A 19,614-nucleotide genomic window follows, 5' to 3' on the forward strand; every position below is an offset into this window, starting at 1 on the left:
CCCTACGGGGTCAGCCCAGCCAGCCCGGAGTGATCATCCCGGACTCGTACGCCAGGATCACCAGCTGCGCCCGGTCCCGCGCGTCCAGCTTGGTCATGATCCGGCTGACATGGGTCTTCGCCGTCGCGGGGGAGAGGACGAGCCGCTGGGCGATCTCGTCGTTCGACAGCCCTGCCCCGACCAGGCCCATCACCTCGCGCTCCCGCTCGGTCAGGGCATTGAGACGGGGGGACGGGTCGGGCTGTCTGCCGCGGCCCGCGAAATCGGCGATCAGCCGGCGGGTGACGGCGGGCGCGATCAGTGCGTCGCCGCGCGCCACCACCCGCACGCCGTGCAGCAGTTCCATCGGTTCGGTGTCCTTGACCAGGAAACCGGAGGCACCGGCACGCAGCGCACCGTAGACGTAGTCGTCGACGTCGAAGGTGGTGAGGATGACGACACGCACGCCTTCGAGACGCTCGTCGCCGGTGATGCGGCGGGTGGCCTCCAGACCGTCCAGACCGGGCATCCGGATGTCCATCAGGACCACGTCCGGGCGCAGTTCGCGGGCGAGTGCGACGGCCTGCTCCCCGTCGGCGGCCTCGCCGACGACCTGGATGTCGGCCTCGTCGCCGAGGATCGAGCGGAATCCGGCCCGTACCAGCGTCTGGTCGTCCGCGAGCACGACACGAATCATCCTTGGGTCCCCCCGGTGGTGGTGAGCGGCAGCCGGGCACTGACCCGGAAGCCGTCCGCGGTGTTCCCCGCGGTCAGTTCGCCGCCGAACGCCTTGGCGCGCTCGGCCATTCCGCGGATTCCACTGCCCAGCGCCTGCTCGTCGGACGAGCCCCTGCCGTCGTCGTCGATCCGCACCCGTATGTCCTCGTCGGTGTACGCGATGGTGACCAGCGCGGTGTGCGCATCGGCGTGCCGCGTCACATTGGTGAGCGACTCCTGGACGATCCGGTACGCCGCCAGGTCCAGCGGCGGCGGCAGCGGCCTCGGGGTGCCCTCGGTCCGGGTGCGCACATCGATGCCGGTCGAACGGGCCCGTTCCACCAACTCGCCGAGCCGGTCGAGTCCGGAGACCGGCGCGGTGGGCGCGGCCTCGTCGGCCTGGCGCAGTACACCGAGCGTGGACCGGAGCTCGCGCAGCGCGTCCTTGCTGGTGGCCTTGACCGCCTCCAGCGCCTCCCCGGCGGTGGCGAGCCCGGCGGCCGGCTCCGGCTTCTTGCCGAGCTTGTGCAGCGCGGCGCTGGACTGGACGTTGATGAGGGAGATGCTGTGGCCGAGAACGTCGTGAAGCTCACGGGCGATCCGCAGCCGCTCCTCGGTGGCGCTCTGGTGGGCCCGCGCCTCGTGCTCGCGCTCGGCGGCGAGCGCCCGTTGCTCCACTTCGTGGAGGTAGGCGATCCGGGTGCGCTGCGCACGGCCGATGGCGACCAGGCTGATCAGCCAGCCCGCTAGCATGAACAGGGAGGTGTCGTCGATCTGCCGGTTTCCCTCGGTCTGGCGCACCTCGCCGAGGCCGACCGCGAGCAGGGTGATGACGCTGAGCGCGACCGCGGCGGTGAACCGGCCTTCGGCGCCCGCGGTGTACAGAGCCAGCGCGAACGTGATCATCAGCGGGCCGTCGTACGTGCTCAGGGGGTAGTAAACGGTCGAAGCGGCCAGAGTCACCACGGCGACGGCGACGGGGTAGCGGCGACGGTGGTGGAGCGCGCCGCACCCCACGGCGATCAGCGCCCAGCCGATCAGCGTGCGGTTCATCGGCTCGTCCTCGCGCCCCATGGCGATCAGCGTCCAGGTCACCACGACGGCGGTGACGGCGAGCGTCACGGCGGTGTCGGCGGCCCGCGCGGAGATACGGCCGTCGGGGACGCGTGAGGGCAGAACCATGACGGAAGGATAGGCACGGGTGAGGACCGTGCAGACGGCGTTCACGGAGGCGCGGGACGAGCCGTCCGCTGTTGGCGTTTCCGGGGCGACCGGCTTCGGGAGGCGCGACGAGGCGAGTGGCTTCGGGAGGCGCGACGAGGCCGGGCGGAGGCGCGATGGGGCGACCGGCTTCGGGAGGCGCGATGAGCGGACACTCCGGTCCCTTCTGGGACAGCGTTGAGGGACGCGCTCCGCTGCCCCGCGCGGCAGCGACGCTCGGGCTGGAGTTCCTTGCCGCGGACACCGCGACGGAGACCTGGCCCACCTCGAGGCCGGCCTCACCACCACCGACGGGGCACTCGTCGCCACGGCCACCGCGACCGCCCGGGTGATCAGCCTCGCCGAGGCGCGCAGCGCCGTCTGAACCCGTCATCGCCAGGCCCCCCGGGTCCGGGCGGCTCCCCTGCACAGCCGTCACGGAGAGCACGGCGTGGTGCGCGTGGTGCCCTTGACACCAAAATCGAACATCCATTCTTATGGGATTCCGGCCCTTGGAATCCCGGGACTTTCGACAGGTTATCCACAGGCCGGAGGGACGTCGGGGCGCATTGTCAGTGGCAGGGGATAGCGTCTTTGGCGTGAAGCGATCGACTCAAGCAAACCGGGTGGAACCCATGGCAGGAACCGACCGCGAGAAGGCGCTCGACGCCGCGCTCGCACAGATTGAACGGCAATTCGGCAAGGGCGCCGTGATGCGCCTGGGCGAGCGGCCGAACGAGCCCATCGAGGTCATCCCCACCGGGTCGACCGCACTCGACGTCGCGCTCGGCGTCGGAGGCCTGCCGCGCGGCCGTGTGGTGGAGGTGTACGGGCCGGAGTCCTCCGGTAAGACGACCCTGACGCTGCACGCCGTGGCCAACGCGCAGAAGGCCGGCGGCCAGGTTGCCTTCGTGGACGCCGAGCACGCCCTCGACCCCGAGTACGCGAAGAAGCTCGGCGTCGACATCGACAATCTGATCCTGTCCCAGCCGGACAACGGCGAGCAGGCCCTCGAGATCGTCGACATGCTCGTCCGCTCCGGCGCCCTCGACCTGATCGTCATCGACTCCGTCGCCGCGCTCGTGCCGCGCGCGGAGATCGAGGGCGAGATGGGCGACTCGCACGTGGGCCTCCAGGCCCGCCTGATGAGCCAGGCACTGCGGAAGATCACCAGTGCGCTCAACCAGTCCAAGACCACGGCGATCTTCATCAACCAGCTCCGCGAGAAGATCGGTGTGATGTTCGGCTCGCCGGAGACCACGACCGGTGGCCGCGCGCTGAAGTTCTACGCCTCGGTGCGTATCGACATCCGCCGTATCGAGACCCTGAAGGACGGCACGGAGGCGGTCGGCAACCGCACCCGCTGCAAGGTCGTCAAGAACAAGGTGGCGCCGCCCTTCAAGCAGGCCGAGTTCGACATTCTCTACGGCCAGGGCATCAGCCGCGAGGGCGGCCTGATCGACATGGGCGTCGAGCACGGCTTCGTCCGCAAGGCCGGCGCCTGGTACACGTACGAGGGCGACCAGCTCGGCCAGGGCAAGGAGAACGCGCGGAACTTCCTCAAGGACAACCCCGACCTCGCCAACGAGATCGAGAAGAAGATCAAGGAGAAGCTCGGCGTCGGCGTCAGCCCGCAGGCCCCGACGGCCGAGCCGGGCGCGGACGCGGCGGCCTCGGCGGATGGGCCCGCGAAGTCGGTGTCCGCGCCTGCCACCAAGGCCACCAAGGCCACCAAGGCGGCTGCGGCGACCAAGAGCTGACCGGTACCGTGCCCGACCCGAGCACGCGGCACACCGCGCAATGGCCGGGCGGCAGCTCCGACTTGTCGAGGGCCGAGAAGGAGCTGCCACCCCAGGATCCGGCTGAGCGGGCGCGGGCGATCTGTCTGCGCCTGCTCACCGGGACCCCGCGCACCCGCAAGCAACTCGCCGACGCGCTGCGCAAGCGCGAGATCCCGGACGAAGTCGCCGAGGAGGTCCTGTCCCGTTTCGAGGACGTCGGCCTCATCGACGATGCGGCGTTCGCGGACGCCTGGGTGGAGTCCAGGCACCACGGGCGGGGCCTGGCCCGCCGCGCCCTCGCCCGCGAGCTGCGCACCAAAGGCGTCGATGCGGCGCTGATCGACGAGGCGGTCGGTCAGCTCGACTCGGACCAGGAGGAGTCGACGGCCCGTGAGCTGGTCGCCCGCAAGCTCCGGTCCACCCGCGGCCTCGACCGCGACCGCCGGCTGCGCCGACTCGCGGGCATGCTCGCCCGCAAGGGCTACCCGGAGGGCATGGCCCTGCGAGTGGTCCGCCAAGCCCTGGAGGAAGAGGGCGAGGACACCGAAGGGCTGGACGGCCTGGAGGACGGCTTGTCATAGGCCCGGACAGGGCCTGGGCGGTGTCGTGTGGATCAGGCGCGCCCGGCGAGATCCACAGCACACTCCCTGGGCCCGCGCCCGGCCGTCGGCGCACCTCGGTCTGCGCCGGCCCGCGGTTTGCGTCGACCCTCGGGCCGCACAGCCCTGTCTCGTACGGGCCTTGGCGGCCGCACCTGAACTTCGGTCCGGTGCCGCCCGTAAGCCCACTGGAGCGGACCCCCGTCCCCGGAGGGGACGGGGGTCCGGGGGGAGCCCCGCCCCGGGACACGGGACCGCTCCCGTGAAGCACAGCACTGGATACGCATGGCGCAGGGCCCGTGCCACGGCGATCAGCGATCAGCGATCTTGCCGCCGAGACGGGCCTGCTTCTGAGACGGGCCCGCCTCCGAGACGGACCTGTCCGTCGACACCGGCCTGAAGGCCTACAGGCCGGCCTGTTCCGCCGCCGGTACCCGGACCGGAAGGCCCTCTGCTCGCCAGGCCTGAAAGCCGCCCACCAGATCCGTTGCCCGGTGAAGACCGAGCCGCCGGAGCGACGCGGCCGCGAGCGACGACGCGTAGCCCTCGTTGCAGACCACCACGACCTGCAGATCATGGCTGGTGGCCTCGGGGGCGCGGTGGCTGCCCAGCGGGTCCAGCCGCCACTCCAGCTCGTTGCGTTCGACGACGAGCGCCCCGGGGATCAGCCCGTCCCGGTCGCGCAGCGCCGCGTAGCGGATGTCCACCAGCAGCGCCCCGTCCGCCGCCGCCTCGAACGCCGCGCGCGGACCGATGCGGTCCAGCCCTTCCCGTACCCGTTCCAGCAACTCGTCGATGCCCACCGGTCGTTCAATCACTGCCAGTCCTCCGGACGCTCGACCTGCTCAAGACGGAGCACCGCGCCGGTCCTGCTGAAGCGCCGGATCAGCGGCAGCGGCGGATAGTACGCGTGGACCGAGACCGCGTGGTCGGCGGTGGACTCGTTGAGCACCTCGTGCACATGGTGGCGGCCGAAGGCCCGCCCCTGTCCCGGGCCCAGTCGCCGCCCGCGGTCCAGCCCTTCGGCCAGCTCCAGGGTCTTCCATCCGCTCGCGGGGAGCCGCACCGCGAGCGAGTTCTCCTTCAGCTCGCCTGACGCCGTGGCGAAGGCGCCGACCGATTCGGCGTGGTCGTGCCAGCCGGTGCCGGTGCCCGGCGGCCAGCTGATCAGCCAGGCTTCGCTGCCGCCCGGTCCCTCGAGTCGCACCCAGGTGCGGCCTTCCGGATCGAGCGGAAGCGAGGCGATCAGCCCGGTGTCGGCGGCGGTGCGCCGGACGAAGTCGAACAGCTCGGCAGCGGTGGGCGCGGACGCTTCCGTACCTGCGGAAGCGAAAGCGGAGGCAGAAGTGGAAGCGGGTGGGGGAAGTTGAGACAACGGAAACCGTCCTGGAAGTTCGCTGAGATGCGCGCGGCCAGGCACACGAAGGAACGAACGCGGCCGCGCGAACGGGAAAGAAGGCGAATCAGCAGGACGGACGACACACGCAGCCCGCATAGCGGAGCAGGTCCATATGGACCCTCCGCCACAGGCGCACATCGGTGTCGGTCACGTTTCGGAGTACACCATGCGCGCCTGTGTCGGTCAATTGATGTCCGCGGTGCGGTCGGAGGGGCGGTCAGCAGTGTGGTCGGGGGTGGTGCGGTCCGAGTGCGCGGCGGCGGGCGCGCCCCCGCGTACCGCGTCCGCGGCGGCGTACAGCTCCGCCGGACGCACCCCGCCGAAGGACGTGACCAGATGCCCGTCCGGCCGCACCAGCAGCACCGTATGCGCCGAGGCCCCCGGATAGCCCTCCGTGACCAGGAGCTCCGCCGGTACCGGCAGCGCCGAGACGGCGGCGGCCAGCCGTGGCATCACACCCGCGGTCATCCAGTGCCGCCGGTCCCACACGCCCGTGCCGGGCGCGACCAGGACGACCAGCAGCCGGCCCTGTCCCAGCCGGTCCCGGAGCCGTTCGGTCGTGCCGTCCGGCGCCGTGACGGGTACGTCGGTGACCGGTGCGCCGATCGGAGTACCTACGGTGGTGTGCGCCTCGGTGCGTTGGGGTGCGAGGGGGGAGTTCGGGTACGAAGGGGGCGCGCCCAGCGGCCCGAGCCCCAGATGCCCGTCGGTCAGCAGTGTGTCGTGCCCGCGCGCCGCACCCGGCAGATAGGTCCGCAGGCCCCCGCCGGAACGCAGTATCGGCAGGGACTGGTCGGCGGCGCGCAGTCGTGCGGCGACGGCGGTGCGCCGCTCCGCCTGATAGCTGTCGAGGAGTGTGTCCGACGCGCCGTGGTGCCAGGCTTGGGCCAGTTTCCAGGCGAGGTTCTCGGCGTCGCGCACCCCCTCGTCGAGCGCCTGGGTGCCGAGCGCGCCGAGGAGGTGGGCGGCGTCCCCGGCGAGGAAGGCTCGGTCCACCCGCCAGCGGCGGGCCAGCCGGTGGTGCAGCGTGTAGACGCTGGTGTCGATGAGGTCGTACTGCGGTGTCCCGTCGCACCAGCCGGACAGGGTGTCCCGCACCCGGGACACCAGCGCGTCGGGCGTGACCAGTTCGCCACGGGCCGGCAGCAGCCAGTCCAGCCGCCAGGCGCCGTCGGGCAGCGGCCTGGCCGTCACCTCCTCGCCGCCGGCGCGCCACGGCGGCATCCGGTGCAGTACCGCCTCGTCCGGCCAGGGCAGCTCGGTGCGCAGCGCGGCGACGGCATGGCGCTCCACGGCGGTACGGCCGGGGAAGCGGATGCCGAGCAGTTTCCTGACCGTCGACCGGGCCCCGTCGCAGCCGACCAGATAACTCCCGCGCCACCAGGTCGCCTCGGGCCCGCGCGTGTGTGCGGTGACACCGCTGCCGTCCTGTTCCAGCGCGTCGAGCCGGCTGTGCGTGGCGACCTGCACCAGGCCGGCCGCCGCGACGGCGTCCCGCAGCCCGCGCATCAGGGCGTGCTGCGGAATGTGCAGCGGCGCCGGGAAGTCGTCTCCGCCGAGTTCCAGCGCGCGCATCTCCTGCTTGCGCCGCAGGGACCGCCAGCCGACCCAGCGGGTGCCTTCGTCACGGATCGTGGCGCAGCCGAGCCGTTCCATCAGCGCGGCGGTGTCGGCGCGCAGCACGACCGTACGAGCCGGGCGCGGCTCGTCCTTGCCCGCGCCCTCGTCGAGGACGACGGACGGAACGCCCTGCGCGGCCAGGGCGAGCGACAGGGCGAGTCCCACGGGGCCCGCGCCGACGACGATCACCGGGTCCACGGCGCTGCTCCTGAGACCCGCTGGGACAGAGAGAACAGTGGGAGTGGGCTGGTTGGAGCCCGGTGCGCGATCACAGAAAGTATGCAACCCACTGCCGGTGTCCGCGTCAAGCGACGGGGGCGACAGCGCATTCGCGCCGCCGCCCCCGTGGAGCCCTCTGAGCCGTGCGGTCAGCTGCCGGCGCCTCCGGCGCCGGAATGGAAGTCGCCGGCCGTCTGGATCTTGGCAGGGCCAATCGTCTCCAGACCGCCGCCGGGTGAGGCGTGCACCACCGCGCCCGTGCTCTTCTTCCCGCGCCGCAGCTTGCGCTCCAGCCAGCTCGCGAACGAGGTGAGCGTGAAGTTCAGCGCGACGAAGATGAGGGCGACGACGGTGAAGCTGGCGATGGTGTTCGCGCCGTAGTTCGCGCTCATCGGGCGGACCGAGGCCAGCAGTTCGGAGAAGGTGAGCAACGCGCCACCGAGGGCGGTGTCCTTCACGATGACCACCATCTGGCTGACGATCGCCGGCAACATCGCCGTCACCGACTGCGGCAGCAGCACGTACCGCATCGTCTGGCCCTTGCGCATACCGATCGCCTTGGCCGCGTCCGTCTGGCCCTGGGGCAGGGACTGGATGCCCGCCCGGACGATCTCGGCGAGGACCGAGGCGTTGTAGAGCACCAGGCCGGTGACCACCGCGTACAGCGGGCGGACATCGCTACTGATGTTCGTGAAGTCGGAGTACGCCTGGTTGGCGAACAGCATCAGGATCAGCACGGGGATGGCGCGGAAGAACTCCACGACCGTGCCGGCGACAGTCCGTACCAACCGGTGGTCGGAGAGCCTGGCGATGCCGAAGAACGCTCCGAGCGGGAGCGCGATGACCAGAGCGAGGGCCGCCGCGGTCAGGGTGTTCTGGAGCCCGGGCCAGATGTAGGTCATGTAGGGCTGGGTGCTGGTGAAGAACGGCTCCCACTTGACCCAGTCGAGCTGGCCCTTGGAGTTGAGGCTGTCGTAGACCCACCACAGGAGGGCCGCGAGAGCGACCAGGAAGACCGCCGTGTAGAGGATGTTGCGGCGCTTGGCGCGCGGCCCCTGGGCGTCGTAGAGAACGGAGGTCATCGCTTCACCGCCACCTTCTTGCTCACCCAGCCGAGGACCAGTCCGGTCGGCAGCGTGAGGCAGATGAAGCCGAGCGCGAAGACGCCGGCGATCAGCAGGAGCGCGGCGTACGTCTCGATCCACTCCTTCATCAGGTACGCGGCCTCGGCAACGCCGATGGCCGCGGCCACGGTCGTGTTCTTGGTCAGCGCGATCAGCACGTTGGCCAGGGGATTGACGACCGAGCGGAAGGCCTGCGGGAGGACGATGAGCTTCAGTACCTGAGTGAAGCTGAGACCGAGCGCACGCGCCGCCTCGGCCTGTCCGACGGGCACCGTGTTGATGCCGGACCGCAGCGCCTCGCACACGAACGCGGACGTGTAGGCGATCAGACCGAGTACCGCGAGCCTGAAGTTGATCACCTTGAAGTCGTCTGCCCCGAGCGTGACGCCGAGCGTCTGGAAGAGGCCCAGGGACGTGAAGACGATGACCACGGTGAGCGGGATGTTACGGACCACGTTCACATAGGCGGTGCCGAAACCCCGCATGAGCGGAATCGGGCTGACCCGCATGCCGGCCAGCAGTGTTCCCCATATCAGCGAGCCGAGGGCCGAGTAGACGGTGAGCTGAACCGTCACCCAGAAGGCCCCTAGCAGCTTGTCCATATCAAGAAAATCGAACACGATCTCCCGCGCTTCCGCGTATGCGTGTGGGAAAGGCCCGGCGCGCCGCCGCCTCAGCGGCGGCGCGCCACGTCAGCCTTGCTTCACTTGACGATGTTGCCGATCTTCGGCGCGGGCTCGTACTTGTAGCCGGCCGGGCCGAAGTTCGCCTTCACGGCCTTCTCCCAGGAGCCGTCCGCGACCATCTTCTCCAGCGCCGCGTCGATCTTCTTCTTGAGCTCGGCGTCGCCCTTCTTCAGGCCGATGCCGTAGTTCTCGTTGCTCATCTTGAAGCCGGCGAGCTTGAACTTGCCCTTGAACGCCTCCTGCGCGGCGTAGCCGGCGAGGATGGAGTCGTCCGTGGTGAGCGCGTCAATGACCTTGTTCTCGAGGCCGGTCAGGCACTCGGAGTAGCCACCGTACTCCTGCAGCTGCGCCTTCGGGGCGAGCTTCTCCTTGACGTTCTGCGCCGAGGTCGAGCCGGTGACCGAGCACAGCTTCTTGCCGTTCAGGTCCGCCGGGGACTTGAAGGAGTTGTCGTCCGCGCGGACCAGGATGTCCTGGTGGGCCAGCAGGTACGGGCCGGCGAAGTCCACCTTGGCCAGGCGCTTGTCGTTGATCGAGTACGACGCCGCGATGAACTTGACGTCACCGCGCGAGATCGCCGTCTCGCGGTCGGCGCTCTTCGTCTCCTTGAAGACGATGTCCTTCTCGTCGTAGCCGAGTTCCTTGGCGACGTACGTGGCGACCTCGACGTCGAAGCCGGTGTACTTGCCGTCCGGGGTCTTCAGACCGATACCGGGCTGGTCGATCTTGATACCGATCGTGATCTTCCCGCCGCCGCCGGCGGAGCCGCCGCCCGCGGCGTCGTCCTTCTTGCCGGAGCCACAGGCGGTGGCGGCGAGGGCGAGCGAGAGCACGGCGGCCGAAGCGGCGGTGACCTTACGAAGCTTCATGGTGACTTCCCTAGAGTTGACGCGATGAGGTGATCAGCTGATCCAGGACAGACTCAGTGGTGCAGGATCTTCGAAAGGAAGTCCTTGGCCCGGTCGCTGCGCGGGTTGCTGAAGAACTGGTCGGGTGTGGCCTCTTCGACGATCTTGCCGTCCGCCATGAACACGACCCGGTTGGCGGCGGACCGCGCGAAGCCCATCTCGTGGGTAACGACGACCATGGTCATGCCGTCGCGGGCCAGCTGCTGCATGACCTCGAGCACCTCGTTGATCATCTCGGGGTCGAGGGCGGAGGTGGGCTCGTCGAAGAGCATCACCTTCGGGCCCATCGCCAGCGCCCGGGCGATCGCGACACGCTGCTGCTGGCCGCCGGAGAGCTGCGCGGGGTACTTGTCGGCCTGCGAGCCGACGCCCACCCGGTCGAGCAGCGCGCGCGCCTTCTCCTCGGCGGCCTTCTTGTCCGCCTTGCGGACCTTGAGCTGGCCCAGCATGACGTTCTCCAGCACCGTCTTGTGTGCGAAGAGGTTGAACGACTGGAAGACCATGCCGACGTCGGCGCGCAGCCGGGCCAGCTCCTTGCCCTCCTGGGGCAGCGGCTTCCCGTCGATCGTGATCACGCCGGAGTCGATCGTCTCCAGCCGGTTGATGGTTCGGCACAGCGTGGACTTGCCGGACCCAGAGGGCCCGATGACCACCACGACCTCGCCACGCGCGATCGTCAGGTCGATGTCCTGGAGCACATGCAGCGCGCCGAAGTGCTTGTTGACGTTGCTCAGTACGACCAGGTCCGCCGCCGCCGGTACGGCGTCCTCGGCGCCCTTGGTCACTGACACTCCGCTCATCGGCTTCTTGCTCCGTCCTCCTCGGTTGGGAGGACACTAATGACGCACAACGACCACCGTCATTACATCTGAGGGGAAATTGAGCATAACGATCCGGCTGCAACCGGACACTCAGGGTGAACGGGGCGGTGATCGCCGTACCGGGTGGGTAACGGAAACCCTGGTGCAACGGGATGCCTCTTGACTCATCGGGCGGCAATCAGCGTTCATGCCCTGTACACATGCGAGAGCTACGACCTGAGGGAGGCCCGTGAGACTGCTGCTCGTCGAGGACGACGACCATGTCGCGGCCGCCCTGTCGGCAGTGCTCGCCCGGCATGGATTCCAGGTCACCCACGCCCGTAGCGGCGAGGAGGCGCTCCAGGCGGTACTGCCCGCTGCCTCCGGGGGCAAGCCGCCCTTCGGTGTCGTCCTGCTCGACCTCGGACTGCCCGACCAGGACGGCTACCAGGTCTGCGGAAAGATCAGGAAACTCACCTCGACTCCGGTGATCATGGTGACCGCGCGGTCCGACGTACGCTCCCGGATCCACGGCCTCAATCTCGGCGCCGACGACTACGTCGTCAAGCCCTACGACACAGGCGAGTTGCTTGCCCGCATCCACGCCGTCAGCAGGCGCACCGCACCCGGTGAGGACGCGGCGACGGCCGCGGACAGCGCCCTCCGGCTGGGATCCGTCACCATCGAACTCCCCACCCGCCGCGTCAGCGTCGACGGCACGGACGTACAGCTGACGCGCAAGGAGTTCGACCTGCTGGCGCTGCTCGCCCAGCGGCCCGGTGTCGTCTTCCGGCGCGAGCAGATCATCAGCGAGGTGTGGCGTACGAGCTGGGAGGGCACGGGTCGGACGCTCGAAGTGCACGTCGCGTCGCTGCGCTCCAAGCTCCGTATGCCCGCCCTCATCGAGACCGTGCGCGGCGTCGGCTACCGCCTGGTCGCCCCCGCCGCGTAAAGGCATCCGCTTCCCTTGCGTACCCGCCTTCTCCCTCTGCTCATCGTCCTCATGGCGGGCGTGCTGCTCGCCCTGGGCTTCCCGCTCGCCGTGAGCCTCGCCGCGGCGGAGCAGCAGCAGGTTGTGGTCGACCGGCTGGACGACACCGCGCGGTTCGCCGCCCAGGCCCAGTTCGTCACCGACGGCATCTCCGGGCAGGACGAGCGCCGGGCCACCCTCGAGGACGAACTGACCCGCTACAACGACGTGTACGGGATGTACGCCGGCGTCTTCTACCGCAGCGACGTGCCCATGGCCCGCGCCCCCTGGTTCTGGGAGATCCCCCCTTCCGGAGATGGCCGCCGGGCCTTCGAGGAGGCGCTGCTCGGGCGCCGCAGCCACGATCCGCCGCAGGTGTGGCCGTGGCAGGGGGACGCCCGGATCGTCGTCGCCTCGCCGGTCGTACGGGACGGCGACGTCGTCGCTGTCGTCGTCACCGACTCGCCCACCGGACAGCTGCGTTCACGCATTCTGAAGGGCTGGCTGCTGATCGCGGCGGGCGAGTCCGCGGCGATGCTGCTCGCCGTCGGCGCGGCGGTCCGGCTCACCGGCTGGGTGCTGCGTCCCGTCCGCATCCTCGACGCCGCCACCCACGACATAGCGACCGGCAGGATGAACTCGCGCGTCGCGGCGGCCGGTGGGCCCCCGGAGCTCAGGCGTCTGGCCCGTTCGTTCAACGAGATGGCCGACAACGTCGAGGAAGTGCTGGAGCAGCAGCGCGCCTTCGTCGCCGACGCCTCCCACCAGCTCCGCAATCCCCTTGCGGCGCTGCTGCTGCGGATCGAGCTCCTCGCCCTCGAACTGCCCGAGGGGAACGAGGAGATCGCGTCCGTCCGTACCGAGGGCATGCGGCTCGCCCAGGTCCTCGACGATCTGCTGGATCTGGCGCTGGCCGAGCACGCCTCCGCCGAGACCCGGCTCACGGACATCGGCGCGCTGGCGGCCGAGCGGGTCGCGGCCTGGCGCCCGCTCGCGGAGGAGAAGGGCGTACGGCTCACCGGGCACGGCCCCGCGGTCACTGCCTGGGCGGATCCGATCGCGCTCTCCAGCGCCCTCGACGCCGTGATCGACAATGCCCTGAAGTTCACGCCCAGGGGAGAGGAGGTCACGGTCATGGCCTCCGCCGACGGCGAGACCTCGACGATCGTGATCACCGACGGCGGCCCCGGGCTCACGGAGGAGGAGCTCACCCGGATCGGTGACCGCTTCTGGCGCAGCGGCCGCCATCAGAACGTGAAGGGCTCGGGCCTCGGTCTCTCCATCAGCCGTGCGCTGCTCTCGGCGGGCGGCGGCTCGATCGCGTACGCGCACCACGAACCGCACGGCCTGCGGGTGACGGTCTCGGTCCCGCGGACGCCTCCGGCGGCCTGAGCGGCGAGGAGGCGGCTGCAGGCAGGGAGCCGCGGGGGAGGGCCGGCGGCCCTGGCGGGCTCCGCTGCAGCCGCCGGAGACCTGCCAACCGCCCGGGCGCGCCGTACGACCGGGACGTCCGCAGACGGCTTCTACGGCCTACGGCTGGACCGGGCGGTGGTACCGGCGTCTCTGCGGCTTGGCCGGGCGGTGGTACCGGTGCCTCTGCGGCTTGGCCGGGCGGTGCTACCGGTGCCTCTACGGCTTTGCCGAGCGGTAGTACCGGCGTGCCCCGTCGTGCAGCGGCAGCGGGTCGGTGTAGATCGCCGTCCGCAGGTCCACCAGCTGCGCGGGATGCACCTCGCGTCCGATCCGGTCCCGGCTGTTGATCACGGTGCGGGTGAACCGCTCGGTCAGCTCCGGGTCCGCGCGGTCGGTGGTGACCAGCAGATTCGCGACGGCGACGGTCTGCACCGGGGCCCTGGCGCCCATCTTGGGGTAGGCATCGGAGGGGATGACCGCCGAGTGGTAGTAGCGCGTCGCCTCGCCCGTGGTGTGGACCCGGCGGATCAGTTCGTCGTCAACCGGAACCAGCCGGACCGGGAAGCGCTGCGACAGGTTCTGCACCGCACCGGTGGGCAGCCCGCCCGACCAGAAGAAGGCATCCAGATCGCCCCGCTCCAGGAGGCCCGGCATGGTGTCGATGCCGGCGGAGAGCGGACTGATGTCCTGCTCGGCGTCGAGGCCCGCCGCCGTCAGCACACGCTCGGCGATGAGCCGGACACCCGAGCCCTCCTGGCCGACGCCCACGCGCTTGCCGCGCAGGTCCGCCGGGGTCTGTACGGAGGAGCCCTGCGGAACGACCAGCTGTACGTAGTCGTCGTACAGCCGTGCGCAGCCGCGCAGCCGGTCCGAGCCCGGTTTGGCGTCCCGCTGGTACTTCGCCACCGCGTCCGCGGTGGCGATGGTGAAGTCGGCCTCACCGCTCGTCACCCAGGCGAGGTTCTGCTGCGACCCTTCGCTGGTCCGCAGATCTATCGAGACCTTCGGCAGATCGCGGGCGAGCGCGCCCTCCAGCAGCTCGCCGTAGCGCTGGTAGACCCCGGTCTTCACGCCCGTACTGAACGTGAGCCGCCCGCTCGGCGTGCTCTCGCCGAGCGGCAGCAGCCACCACAGCAGCAGCCCGCACACCACGGCCAGCGCGGCGGACCCCTGCAGGGCGCGGCGACGGCTGATTCGGGACAGGGCCGTGGACATGGCGCGAATCCTGCCATCTCGATTCCCGCGATGGCCAGGCCCCCCTGCCGGAGGCTTCCTCCGGACGGCCCCGCCGCCCGGCCCGGCCTCCCGACCGGCTCGGGGCCGGAGCTTGCCCGGCGCCCCCTTACCCTGGAGGAATGACCAGCAGCGACCGGAGCGAAGCAGTGGACGTCAAGGGAACATACGAAGTGCGCACCTACGGGTGCCAGATGAACGTCCACGACTCCGAGCGGCTGTCCGGCCTGCTGGAGGACGCAGGCTACGTCCGCGCGCCCGAAGGCGCCGGCGAGGGCGATGCCGACGTCGTCGTCTTCAACACCTGCGCGGTACGCGAGAACGCCGACAACAGGCTCTACGGCAACCTCGGCCGGCTCGCCCCGATGAAGGCCAAGCGGCCTGGGATGCAGATCGCCGTCGGCGGCTGCCTGGCCCAGAAGGACCGCGACACCATCGTCAAGAGGGCGCCGTGGGTCGACGTCGTCTTCGGTACGCACAACATCGGCAAGCTGCCGGTGCTGCTGGAACGCGCCCGCATCCTGGAAGAGGCGCAGGTCGAGATCGCGGAATCGCTCGAAGCCTTCCCGTCGACGCTGCCGACGCGCCGCGAGAGCGCGTACGCCGCGTGGGTCTCCATCTCCGTCGGGTGCAACAACACCTGCACGTTCTGCATCGTCCCCGCACTGCGCGGCAAGGAGAAGGACCGCCGGCCCGGAGACATCCTCGCCGAGGTCGAGGCGTTGGTCGCCGAGGGCGTCTCCGAGATCACCCTGCTCGGCCAGAACGTGAACGCGTACGGCTCCGACATAGGGGACCGCGAGGCGTTCTCCAAGCTGCTGCGCGCCTGCGGAAGGATCGAGGGGCTGGAGCGCGTCCGCTTCACCTCCCCGCACCCCCGTGACTTCACCGACGACGTGATCGCCGCGATGGCCGAGACGCCGAACGTGATGCCCCAGCTGCACATGCCGTTGCAGTCCGGTTCGGACACGGTGCTGAAGGCGATGCGCCGCTCGTACCGGCAGGAGCGTTACCTGGGCATCATCGAGAAGGTCCGCGCGGCAATCCCGCACGCCGCGATCTCCACCGACATCATCGTGGGCTTCCCCGGCGAGACCGAGGAGGACTTCGAGCAGACCATGCACGTCGTGCGCGAGGCGCGCTTCGCGCAGGCCTTCACCTTCCAGTACTCGAAGCGGCCCGGCACCCCGGCCGCCGAGATGGACGGACAGATCTCCAAGGAGGTCGTCCAGGCGCGTTACGAGCGGCTGGTCGCCCTCCAGGAGGAGATCTCCTGGGAGGAGAACAAGAAGCAGGTCGGCCGGGTCCTCGAGGTCATGGTCGCCGAGGGCGAGGGCCGCAAGGACGGCGCCACGCACCGCCTCTCCGGCCGTGCCCCCGACAACCGCCTGGTCCACTTCACCAAGCCCGCCGATGAGGTCCGCCCGGGCGACGTGGTGACCGTGGAGATCACTTACGCCGCCCCGCACCACCTCCTCGCCGAAGGCGAGACGACGTCCGTCCGCCGCACCCGCGCGGGCGACGCCTGGCAGAAGCGCAACGCCGCACCCCCGGAGCAGCCGGGCGTCATGCTCGGCCTCCCCACGGTGGGCGTCCCGGCCCCGCTGCCCGCTCCGACGGGCGGCTGCTCGGCAGTCGGCTGACGACGACAGCGCCCGGCCGTCCGGGCGGGCGCGATGCGGTCACCGGCGCGGCGCACGGCTGCCGGAGCGCGCCGGGGTGCGGTGACCTCACCCGACCCCCACCACCGCCAGGCATTACTCTGCGATCATGCTTGTCGCCGCCGCCGTCTGCCCCAGCCCCCCGCTCCTTGTGCCGGATGTGGCTGCCGGCGCCGCGCCCGAGCTCGCCGCCGCCAGGACCGCCTGCGCCGACGCCCTGAGCGTGCTGGCCGCCTCCCGGCCCGACCGGCTCATCGTGGTCGGCCCCGCCGGGCCCGACGAGCTGGGCGCGTACCCCCAAGGCACGCGGGGCTCCTTCCACGGCTTCGGCGTGGACGTCGACGTACACCTGGGCCCGGCCGACGGCCCGGCGCCGCGGCGCCCCCTTCCCGTATCGCTCGCTGTCGCCGCCTGGCTGCTCGACCGCGCCCGGTGGGCCGGCGTCCCGGTCGAGGGACTCGGCGTCGACGAGCAACTGGCCGCGGAGCAGTGTGCGGAGACCGGCCGGGAACTCGCCGCCCGCGCGGACCGTGTCGCGCTGCTCGTGATGGGCGACGGCAGCGCCTGCCGCACCCTGAAGGCACCCGGCTATCTGGACGAGCGCGCGGCGGCCTTCGACGCCGAGGCGGCCCGCGCCCTGGGCGCGGCGGACACGGAGGCGCTCACTGCGCTGGACGCGTCCCTCGCGCACGTGCTGAAGGCGGCCGGCCGTGCCCCCTGGCAGGTGCTCGCGGGCGCCGCCGGAGGCGCCGGCCTGGCAGGACAGCTGCTGTACGAGGACGCCCCGTACGGCGTCGGGTACTTCGTGGCCGCCTGGTCCTGAAGCACCGGAAGCACCCGCCTCCGAGGGAGGCTGAAACGGCGGACGGCCGCGGAGCCAAGCGCTCCGCGGCCGTCCGCCGTTATTCATTCAGGAGGCCGGCGGCGGGGCGTCGTCGTCCTTCGGTGTGCCGTGGTCCTTGTGGGCGAGGCGGTCCAGGGCCCCCTTGGCCTTCTCGGTGCCCGACTCGATCTTGTTGCTGTACTTGCCCTTGGTCCGCTGGTCGACCGACCGCGCGGCCTTGTCCAGACCGTGCTCGATCTTGCCCCCGTGCTGGTGCGCGAGATCAGAGACCTTCTCCTTGGCAGGGGCGAGCTTGGCCTTCAGCGTGTCCAGGATGCTCATGGGTCACCTCGCTCGTACGGATCTAATGACGGGCGCCCTCGCCGGCCTCGTTGTCCGCGGCCTCGTCGGCGGACTGCTGCTTGGGAATCTCGACACTCTCCGCGCCGGACGTGCCGGACGTGCCGCACGTACCGGCGTGCTCCTCGGTCTCCGACTCGGCCATGGCGGCCGGGCCGTCAGTGGTCTCCTCCGCAGAGGCCTTGGCGGGCTCGGATGCCTTCGAGCCGTCCGCAGCCCCCTCCACCGCCCCTTCGGTGGAACCCTCCGTCCCTTCCGCAGCCTTTGTGGAACCCTCCGCGGAACCCTCCGCGGAACCCCCCGCGGAACCCTCCGGGGAATCCGCCGTCAGGGTGCCGTCGGGACCCTCGTCGGTTGACGCCTCGGCAGCTCCCTTACTCTTCCGACGAAACCTTGCAAAAACGCCCATATCAACTCCATAGCGTACTCGTGTGGGCGAAATTCCGCGTTGCCCGGAGCGTCCCACTGCGCCGCCCCCGGGGGCCGGTTCGAAAACCGGCGGCCAGAACCTCGCAACAGGCAACGACCCCACTGGTGTGCCGTCACGTAACTCGTTCGGGGACACCTGTGACGTTTGCGAGACTGGGGCGGTGAGAAGTGCAGCTCCCGCACCGCGGGTCATCGCCGTCGTCGGCCCCACAGCGGCCGGAAAGTCCGATCTGGGCGTCCATCTCGCCCAGCAGCTCGGCGGCGAGGTCGTCAACGCCGACTCGATGCAGCTCTACCGCGGGATGGACATCGGCACCGCCAAGCTGACACCTGGGGAGCGCGGCGGGATCCCGCACCACCTCCTGGACATCTGGGACGTCACGCAGACGGCGAGCGTCGCCGAGTACCAGAGGCTGGCCCGCGCGGAGATCGACAAACTGCTCGCCGAGGGTCGTACACCGGTCCTCGTCGGCGGCTCCGGGCTGTACGTACGGGGAGCGATCGACGCCCTCGAATTCCCCGGCACCGACCCCGAGGTGCGTGCCCGGCTGGAGGCGGAGCTGGCGGAGCGCGGCTCCGGCGTGCTGCACGCCCGGCTGGCCACGGCCGACCCGGACGCCGCCCGGGCGATCCTGCCCAGCAACGGCCGCCGCATCGTCCGTGCGCTGGAGGTCATCGAGATCACCGGCAAGCCCTTCACCGCCAACCTTCCCGGCCACGAGGCCGTGTACGACACCGTCCAGATCGGCGTCGACGTCGAGCGCCCCGAGCTCGACGAGCGCATCACCCTGCGGGTGGACCGTATGTGGGAGGCGGGGCTCGTCGACGAGGTGCGGACCCTGGAGGCGCACGGGCTGCGCGAAGGGCGCACGGCGTCCCGTGCGCTCGGCTACCAACAGGTGCTCGCCGTGCTCGCGGGGGAGTGCACGGAGGACGAGGCGCGCGCCGAGACTGTGCGCGCCACGAAACGCTTCGCGCGCCGCCAGGACTCATGGTTTCGCCGCGACCCGCGCGTTCACTGGCTGAGCGGCGCCGTTGAGGACCGCGCGGAACTCCCGCACCGTGCGCTCGCGTTGGTCGAACGAGCGGTTACAGCCTGATCACGTGATGGCATCGGGACGTCTTGCACGTCATTCCGGTGCCCGGGGCCGTGCCATCATCGAGCATCGATCGACAAGTGGAGTCCGAGTTGGGAGGGCGCGTGGCGATGGAGGCCGGCCCTCGCGACAGAGAACAGGGGACACGGGAAGACGTGCCCCGTCTCAGTCCCGACGGCCCTGACGACACCCAGGACGTGCTCCAGGACGACCCCGAGGCCGGGGTGGAGGTAGAGGTCGAGCTGCGCCCGCAGGGCAGGCTGCGGATCTGGCAGCTCGCCCCCATCGTGGGGCTCGCCGCGGTCGGCTCGCTCATGTTCGCCTTCCCCCTCGCCTTCGGCTCCGGGGACGGTGGCGCGGTCGTCGCCATGCTCGGGCTGCTGATCAGCTGCTGCGCCGCGGGCTGGGGCATGATGGCCGCCCGCCGGGTCGGTCACACCTGGCCCGGTCTGCCCGAGCGCAGCTCCGGCGAGCGCCCCGACTGGCGCATGATCGCCCTCTACGTCGTCATGGCCGCCGCGCTGGTCGCCCTCGCCGTGTGGCGGGTTGCCCGGCTCCGCTGAGTGTCGGCGCCGCCCCGTACGATGGTGCGGTGA

At 70.6% G+C, this 19,614-nt stretch carries 20 protein-coding genes and 1 pseudogene; 8 read left to right on the forward strand and 13 right to left on the reverse strand.

The annotated features are described in order from the left end of the window. Positions 1 to 10 precede the first annotated feature (10 nt). Together ACZ6ZQ_RS29400 and ACZ6ZQ_RS29405 are read right to left on the reverse strand one after the other, a co-directional pair. Positions 11 to 676: a response regulator gene (locus ACZ6ZQ_RS29400; RefSeq protein WP_469771537.1), complete on the reverse strand. Its 666-nt coding sequence runs from the start codon at positions 674 to 676 to the stop codon at positions 11 to 13. After that, on the reverse strand, positions 673 to 1,878 hold the full coding sequence (locus ACZ6ZQ_RS29405; protein ID WP_469771538.1) for a sensor histidine kinase: 1,206 nt from the start codon (positions 1,876 to 1,878) through the stop codon (positions 673 to 675). The genes ACZ6ZQ_RS29400 and ACZ6ZQ_RS29405 overlap by 4 nt, the downstream gene beginning before the upstream one ends. A 653-nt stretch (positions 1,879 to 2,531) precedes the next feature. Here ACZ6ZQ_RS29405 and recA point away from each other — a divergent pair. Together recA and recX are read left to right on the forward strand one after the other, a co-directional pair. After that, on the forward strand, positions 2,532 to 3,656 hold the full coding sequence (gene recA, locus ACZ6ZQ_RS29410; RefSeq protein WP_469771539.1) for a recombinase RecA: 1,125 nt from the start codon (positions 2,532 to 2,534) through the stop codon (positions 3,654 to 3,656). Further along, positions 3,593 to 4,174, forward strand: a pseudogene (gene recX / locus ACZ6ZQ_RS29415) (recombination regulator RecX); the annotation flags it as partial. The gene recA and the pseudogene recX, both read left to right, overlap by 64 nt. Before the next feature lie 506 nt (positions 4,175 to 4,680). Here recX and ACZ6ZQ_RS29420 read toward each other — a convergent pair. The 8 genes from ACZ6ZQ_RS29420 to ACZ6ZQ_RS29455 all read right to left on the reverse strand — a co-directional run bounded on the left by ACZ6ZQ_RS29420 (position 4,681) and on the right by ACZ6ZQ_RS29455 (position 11,032). Next, on the reverse strand, positions 4,681 to 5,094 hold the full coding sequence (locus tag ACZ6ZQ_RS29420) for a rhodanese-like domain-containing protein (RefSeq protein ID WP_469771540.1): 414 nt from the start codon (positions 5,092 to 5,094) through the stop codon (positions 4,681 to 4,683). Continuing rightward, positions 5,091 to 5,651 (reverse strand): cupin domain-containing protein, encoded by a 561-nt coding sequence (locus tag ACZ6ZQ_RS29425; RefSeq protein WP_469771541.1) that lies wholly within the window; start codon positions 5,649 to 5,651, stop codon positions 5,091 to 5,093. Before ACZ6ZQ_RS29425 ends, ACZ6ZQ_RS29420 begins: the two co-directional genes overlap by 4 nt. A gap of 88 nt (positions 5,652 to 5,739) precedes the next feature. Beyond that, positions 5,740 to 5,826, reverse strand: a complete 87-nt coding sequence (locus tag ACZ6ZQ_RS29430; RefSeq protein WP_311307652.1) for a putative leader peptide — start codon at positions 5,824 to 5,826, stop codon at positions 5,740 to 5,742. A gap of 32 nt (positions 5,827 to 5,858) precedes the next feature. Beyond that, positions 5,859 to 7,493 carry an FAD-dependent monooxygenase gene (locus tag ACZ6ZQ_RS29435; protein ID WP_469771542.1) on the reverse strand — a complete coding sequence of 545 codons (1,635 nt, stop codon included), beginning with the start codon at positions 7,491 to 7,493 and terminating at the stop codon, positions 5,859 to 5,861. Between the two features lie 170 nt (positions 7,494 to 7,663). Further along, on the reverse strand, positions 7,664 to 8,596 hold the full coding sequence (locus tag ACZ6ZQ_RS29440; protein ID WP_469771543.1) for an amino acid ABC transporter permease: 933 nt from the start codon (positions 8,594 to 8,596) through the stop codon (positions 7,664 to 7,666). Further along, on the reverse strand, positions 8,593 to 9,258 hold the full coding sequence (locus ACZ6ZQ_RS29445) for an amino acid ABC transporter permease (RefSeq protein WP_469771544.1): 666 nt from the start codon (positions 9,256 to 9,258) through the stop codon (positions 8,593 to 8,595). Before ACZ6ZQ_RS29445 ends, ACZ6ZQ_RS29440 begins: the two co-directional genes overlap by 4 nt. Positions 9,259 to 9,341: 83 nt before the next feature. Then, positions 9,342 to 10,193 (reverse strand): glutamate ABC transporter substrate-binding protein, encoded by an 852-nt coding sequence (locus ACZ6ZQ_RS29450; protein ID WP_469771545.1) that lies wholly within the window; start codon positions 10,191 to 10,193, stop codon positions 9,342 to 9,344. A gap of 53 nt (positions 10,194 to 10,246) precedes the next feature. Beyond that, on the reverse strand, positions 10,247 to 11,032 hold the full coding sequence (locus tag ACZ6ZQ_RS29455; protein ID WP_453667122.1) for an amino acid ABC transporter ATP-binding protein: 786 nt from the start codon (positions 11,030 to 11,032) through the stop codon (positions 10,247 to 10,249). A 250-nt stretch (positions 11,033 to 11,282) separates the two neighbouring features. Here ACZ6ZQ_RS29455 and ACZ6ZQ_RS29460 point away from each other — a divergent pair, with 250 nt between their 5' ends. Both ACZ6ZQ_RS29460 and ACZ6ZQ_RS29465 read left to right on the forward strand, forming a co-directional pair. Further along, on the forward strand, positions 11,283 to 11,984 hold the full coding sequence (locus ACZ6ZQ_RS29460; protein ID WP_469771546.1) for a response regulator transcription factor: 702 nt from the start codon (positions 11,283 to 11,285) through the stop codon (positions 11,982 to 11,984). Positions 11,985 to 11,999: 15 nt separating this feature from the next. After that, complete coding sequence (locus ACZ6ZQ_RS29465) at positions 12,000 to 13,394, forward strand: sensor histidine kinase (protein ID WP_469771547.1); 1,395 nt, start codon at positions 12,000 to 12,002, stop codon at positions 13,392 to 13,394. Positions 13,395 to 13,631: 237 nt separating this feature from the next. On the opposite strand, the gene ACZ6ZQ_RS29470 is transcribed toward ACZ6ZQ_RS29465, so the two are convergent. Then, entirely contained in the window at positions 13,632 to 14,630 is a 999-nt protein-coding gene (locus tag ACZ6ZQ_RS29470; RefSeq protein WP_469771548.1) for a TAXI family TRAP transporter solute-binding subunit, read from the reverse strand. Between the two features lie 140 nt (positions 14,631 to 14,770). Here ACZ6ZQ_RS29470 and miaB point away from each other — a divergent pair, with 140 nt between their 5' ends. After that, positions 14,771 to 16,291, forward strand: coding sequence for a tRNA (N6-isopentenyl adenosine(37)-C2)-methylthiotransferase MiaB (gene miaB, locus ACZ6ZQ_RS29475; protein WP_469771549.1), 1,521 nt, complete (start codon positions 14,771 to 14,773; stop codon positions 16,289 to 16,291). Between the two features lie 127 nt (positions 16,292 to 16,418). Then, on the forward strand, positions 16,419 to 17,132 hold the full coding sequence (locus ACZ6ZQ_RS29480) for a class III extradiol ring-cleavage dioxygenase family protein (protein WP_469771550.1): 714 nt from the start codon (positions 16,419 to 16,421) through the stop codon (positions 17,130 to 17,132). Between the two features lie 87 nt (positions 17,133 to 17,219). Here the strand turns inward: ACZ6ZQ_RS29480 and ACZ6ZQ_RS29485 are convergent, their stop codons facing one another. Then, positions 17,220 to 17,474: an antitoxin gene (locus ACZ6ZQ_RS29485; protein ID WP_469771551.1), complete on the reverse strand. Its 255-nt coding sequence runs from the start codon at positions 17,472 to 17,474 to the stop codon at positions 17,220 to 17,222. 22 nt (positions 17,475 to 17,496) lie between these two features. After that, positions 17,497 to 17,718 (reverse strand): hypothetical protein, encoded by a 222-nt coding sequence (locus ACZ6ZQ_RS29490; protein WP_469771552.1) that lies wholly within the window; start codon positions 17,716 to 17,718, stop codon positions 17,497 to 17,499. A 364-nt stretch (positions 17,719 to 18,082) separates the two neighbouring features. Between ACZ6ZQ_RS29490 and miaA the strand changes: the two genes are divergently transcribed. Both miaA and ACZ6ZQ_RS29500 read left to right on the forward strand, forming a co-directional pair. Continuing rightward, the gene (gene miaA / locus ACZ6ZQ_RS29495; protein WP_469771553.1) at positions 18,083 to 19,021 is read left to right on the forward strand and encodes a tRNA (adenosine(37)-N6)-dimethylallyltransferase MiaA; all 939 of its coding nucleotides are present in this window, start codon (positions 18,083 to 18,085) and stop codon (positions 19,019 to 19,021) included. A 107-nt stretch (positions 19,022 to 19,128) separates the two neighbouring features. Continuing rightward, complete coding sequence (locus ACZ6ZQ_RS29500; RefSeq protein ID WP_469771591.1) at positions 19,129 to 19,581, forward strand: hypothetical protein; 453 nt, start codon at positions 19,129 to 19,131, stop codon at positions 19,579 to 19,581. The last annotated feature ends 33 nt before the right edge of the window (positions 19,582 to 19,614 follow it).

The organism is Streptomyces sp. NPDC053673, from assembly GCF_055585225.1.

What these genes read in the sequence shown, in the direction of transcription:
- ACZ6ZQ_RS29400 (WP_469771537.1), bottom strand. Translation starts at nt 676, where the DNA reads ATGATTCGTGTCGTGCTCGCGGACGACCAGACGCTGGTACGGGCCGGA.
- ACZ6ZQ_RS29405 (WP_469771538.1), bottom strand. Translation starts at nt 1,878, where the DNA reads ATGGTTCTGCCCTCACGCGTCCCCGACGGCCGTATCTCCGCGCGGGCC.
- recA (WP_469771539.1), top strand. Translation starts at nt 2,532, where the DNA reads ATGGCAGGAACCGACCGCGAGAAGGCGCTCGACGCCGCGCTCGCACAG.
- ACZ6ZQ_RS29440 (WP_469771543.1), bottom strand. Translation starts at nt 8,596, where the DNA reads ATGACCTCCGTTCTCTACGACGCCCAGGGGCCGCGCGCCAAGCGCCGC.
- ACZ6ZQ_RS29450 (WP_469771545.1), bottom strand. Translation starts at nt 10,193, where the DNA reads ATGAAGCTTCGTAAGGTCACCGCCGCTTCGGCCGCCGTGCTCTCGCTC.
- ACZ6ZQ_RS29455 (WP_453667122.1), bottom strand. Translation starts at nt 11,032, where the DNA reads ATGAGCGGAGTGTCAGTGACCAAGGGCGCCGAGGACGCCGTACCGGCG.
- ACZ6ZQ_RS29470 (WP_469771548.1), bottom strand. Translation starts at nt 14,630, where the DNA reads ATGTCCACGGCCCTGTCCCGAATCAGCCGTCGCCGCGCCCTGCAGGGG.
- miaB (WP_469771549.1), top strand. Translation starts at nt 14,771, where the DNA reads ATGACCAGCAGCGACCGGAGCGAAGCAGTGGACGTCAAGGGAACATAC.
- ACZ6ZQ_RS29480 (WP_469771550.1), top strand. Translation starts at nt 16,419, where the DNA reads ATGCTTGTCGCCGCCGCCGTCTGCCCCAGCCCCCCGCTCCTTGTGCCG.
- ACZ6ZQ_RS29485 (WP_469771551.1), bottom strand. Translation starts at nt 17,474, where the DNA reads ATGAGCATCCTGGACACGCTGAAGGCCAAGCTCGCCCCTGCCAAGGAG.
- ACZ6ZQ_RS29500 (WP_469771591.1), top strand. Translation starts at nt 19,129, where the DNA reads ATGGAGGCCGGCCCTCGCGACAGAGAACAGGGGACACGGGAAGACGTG.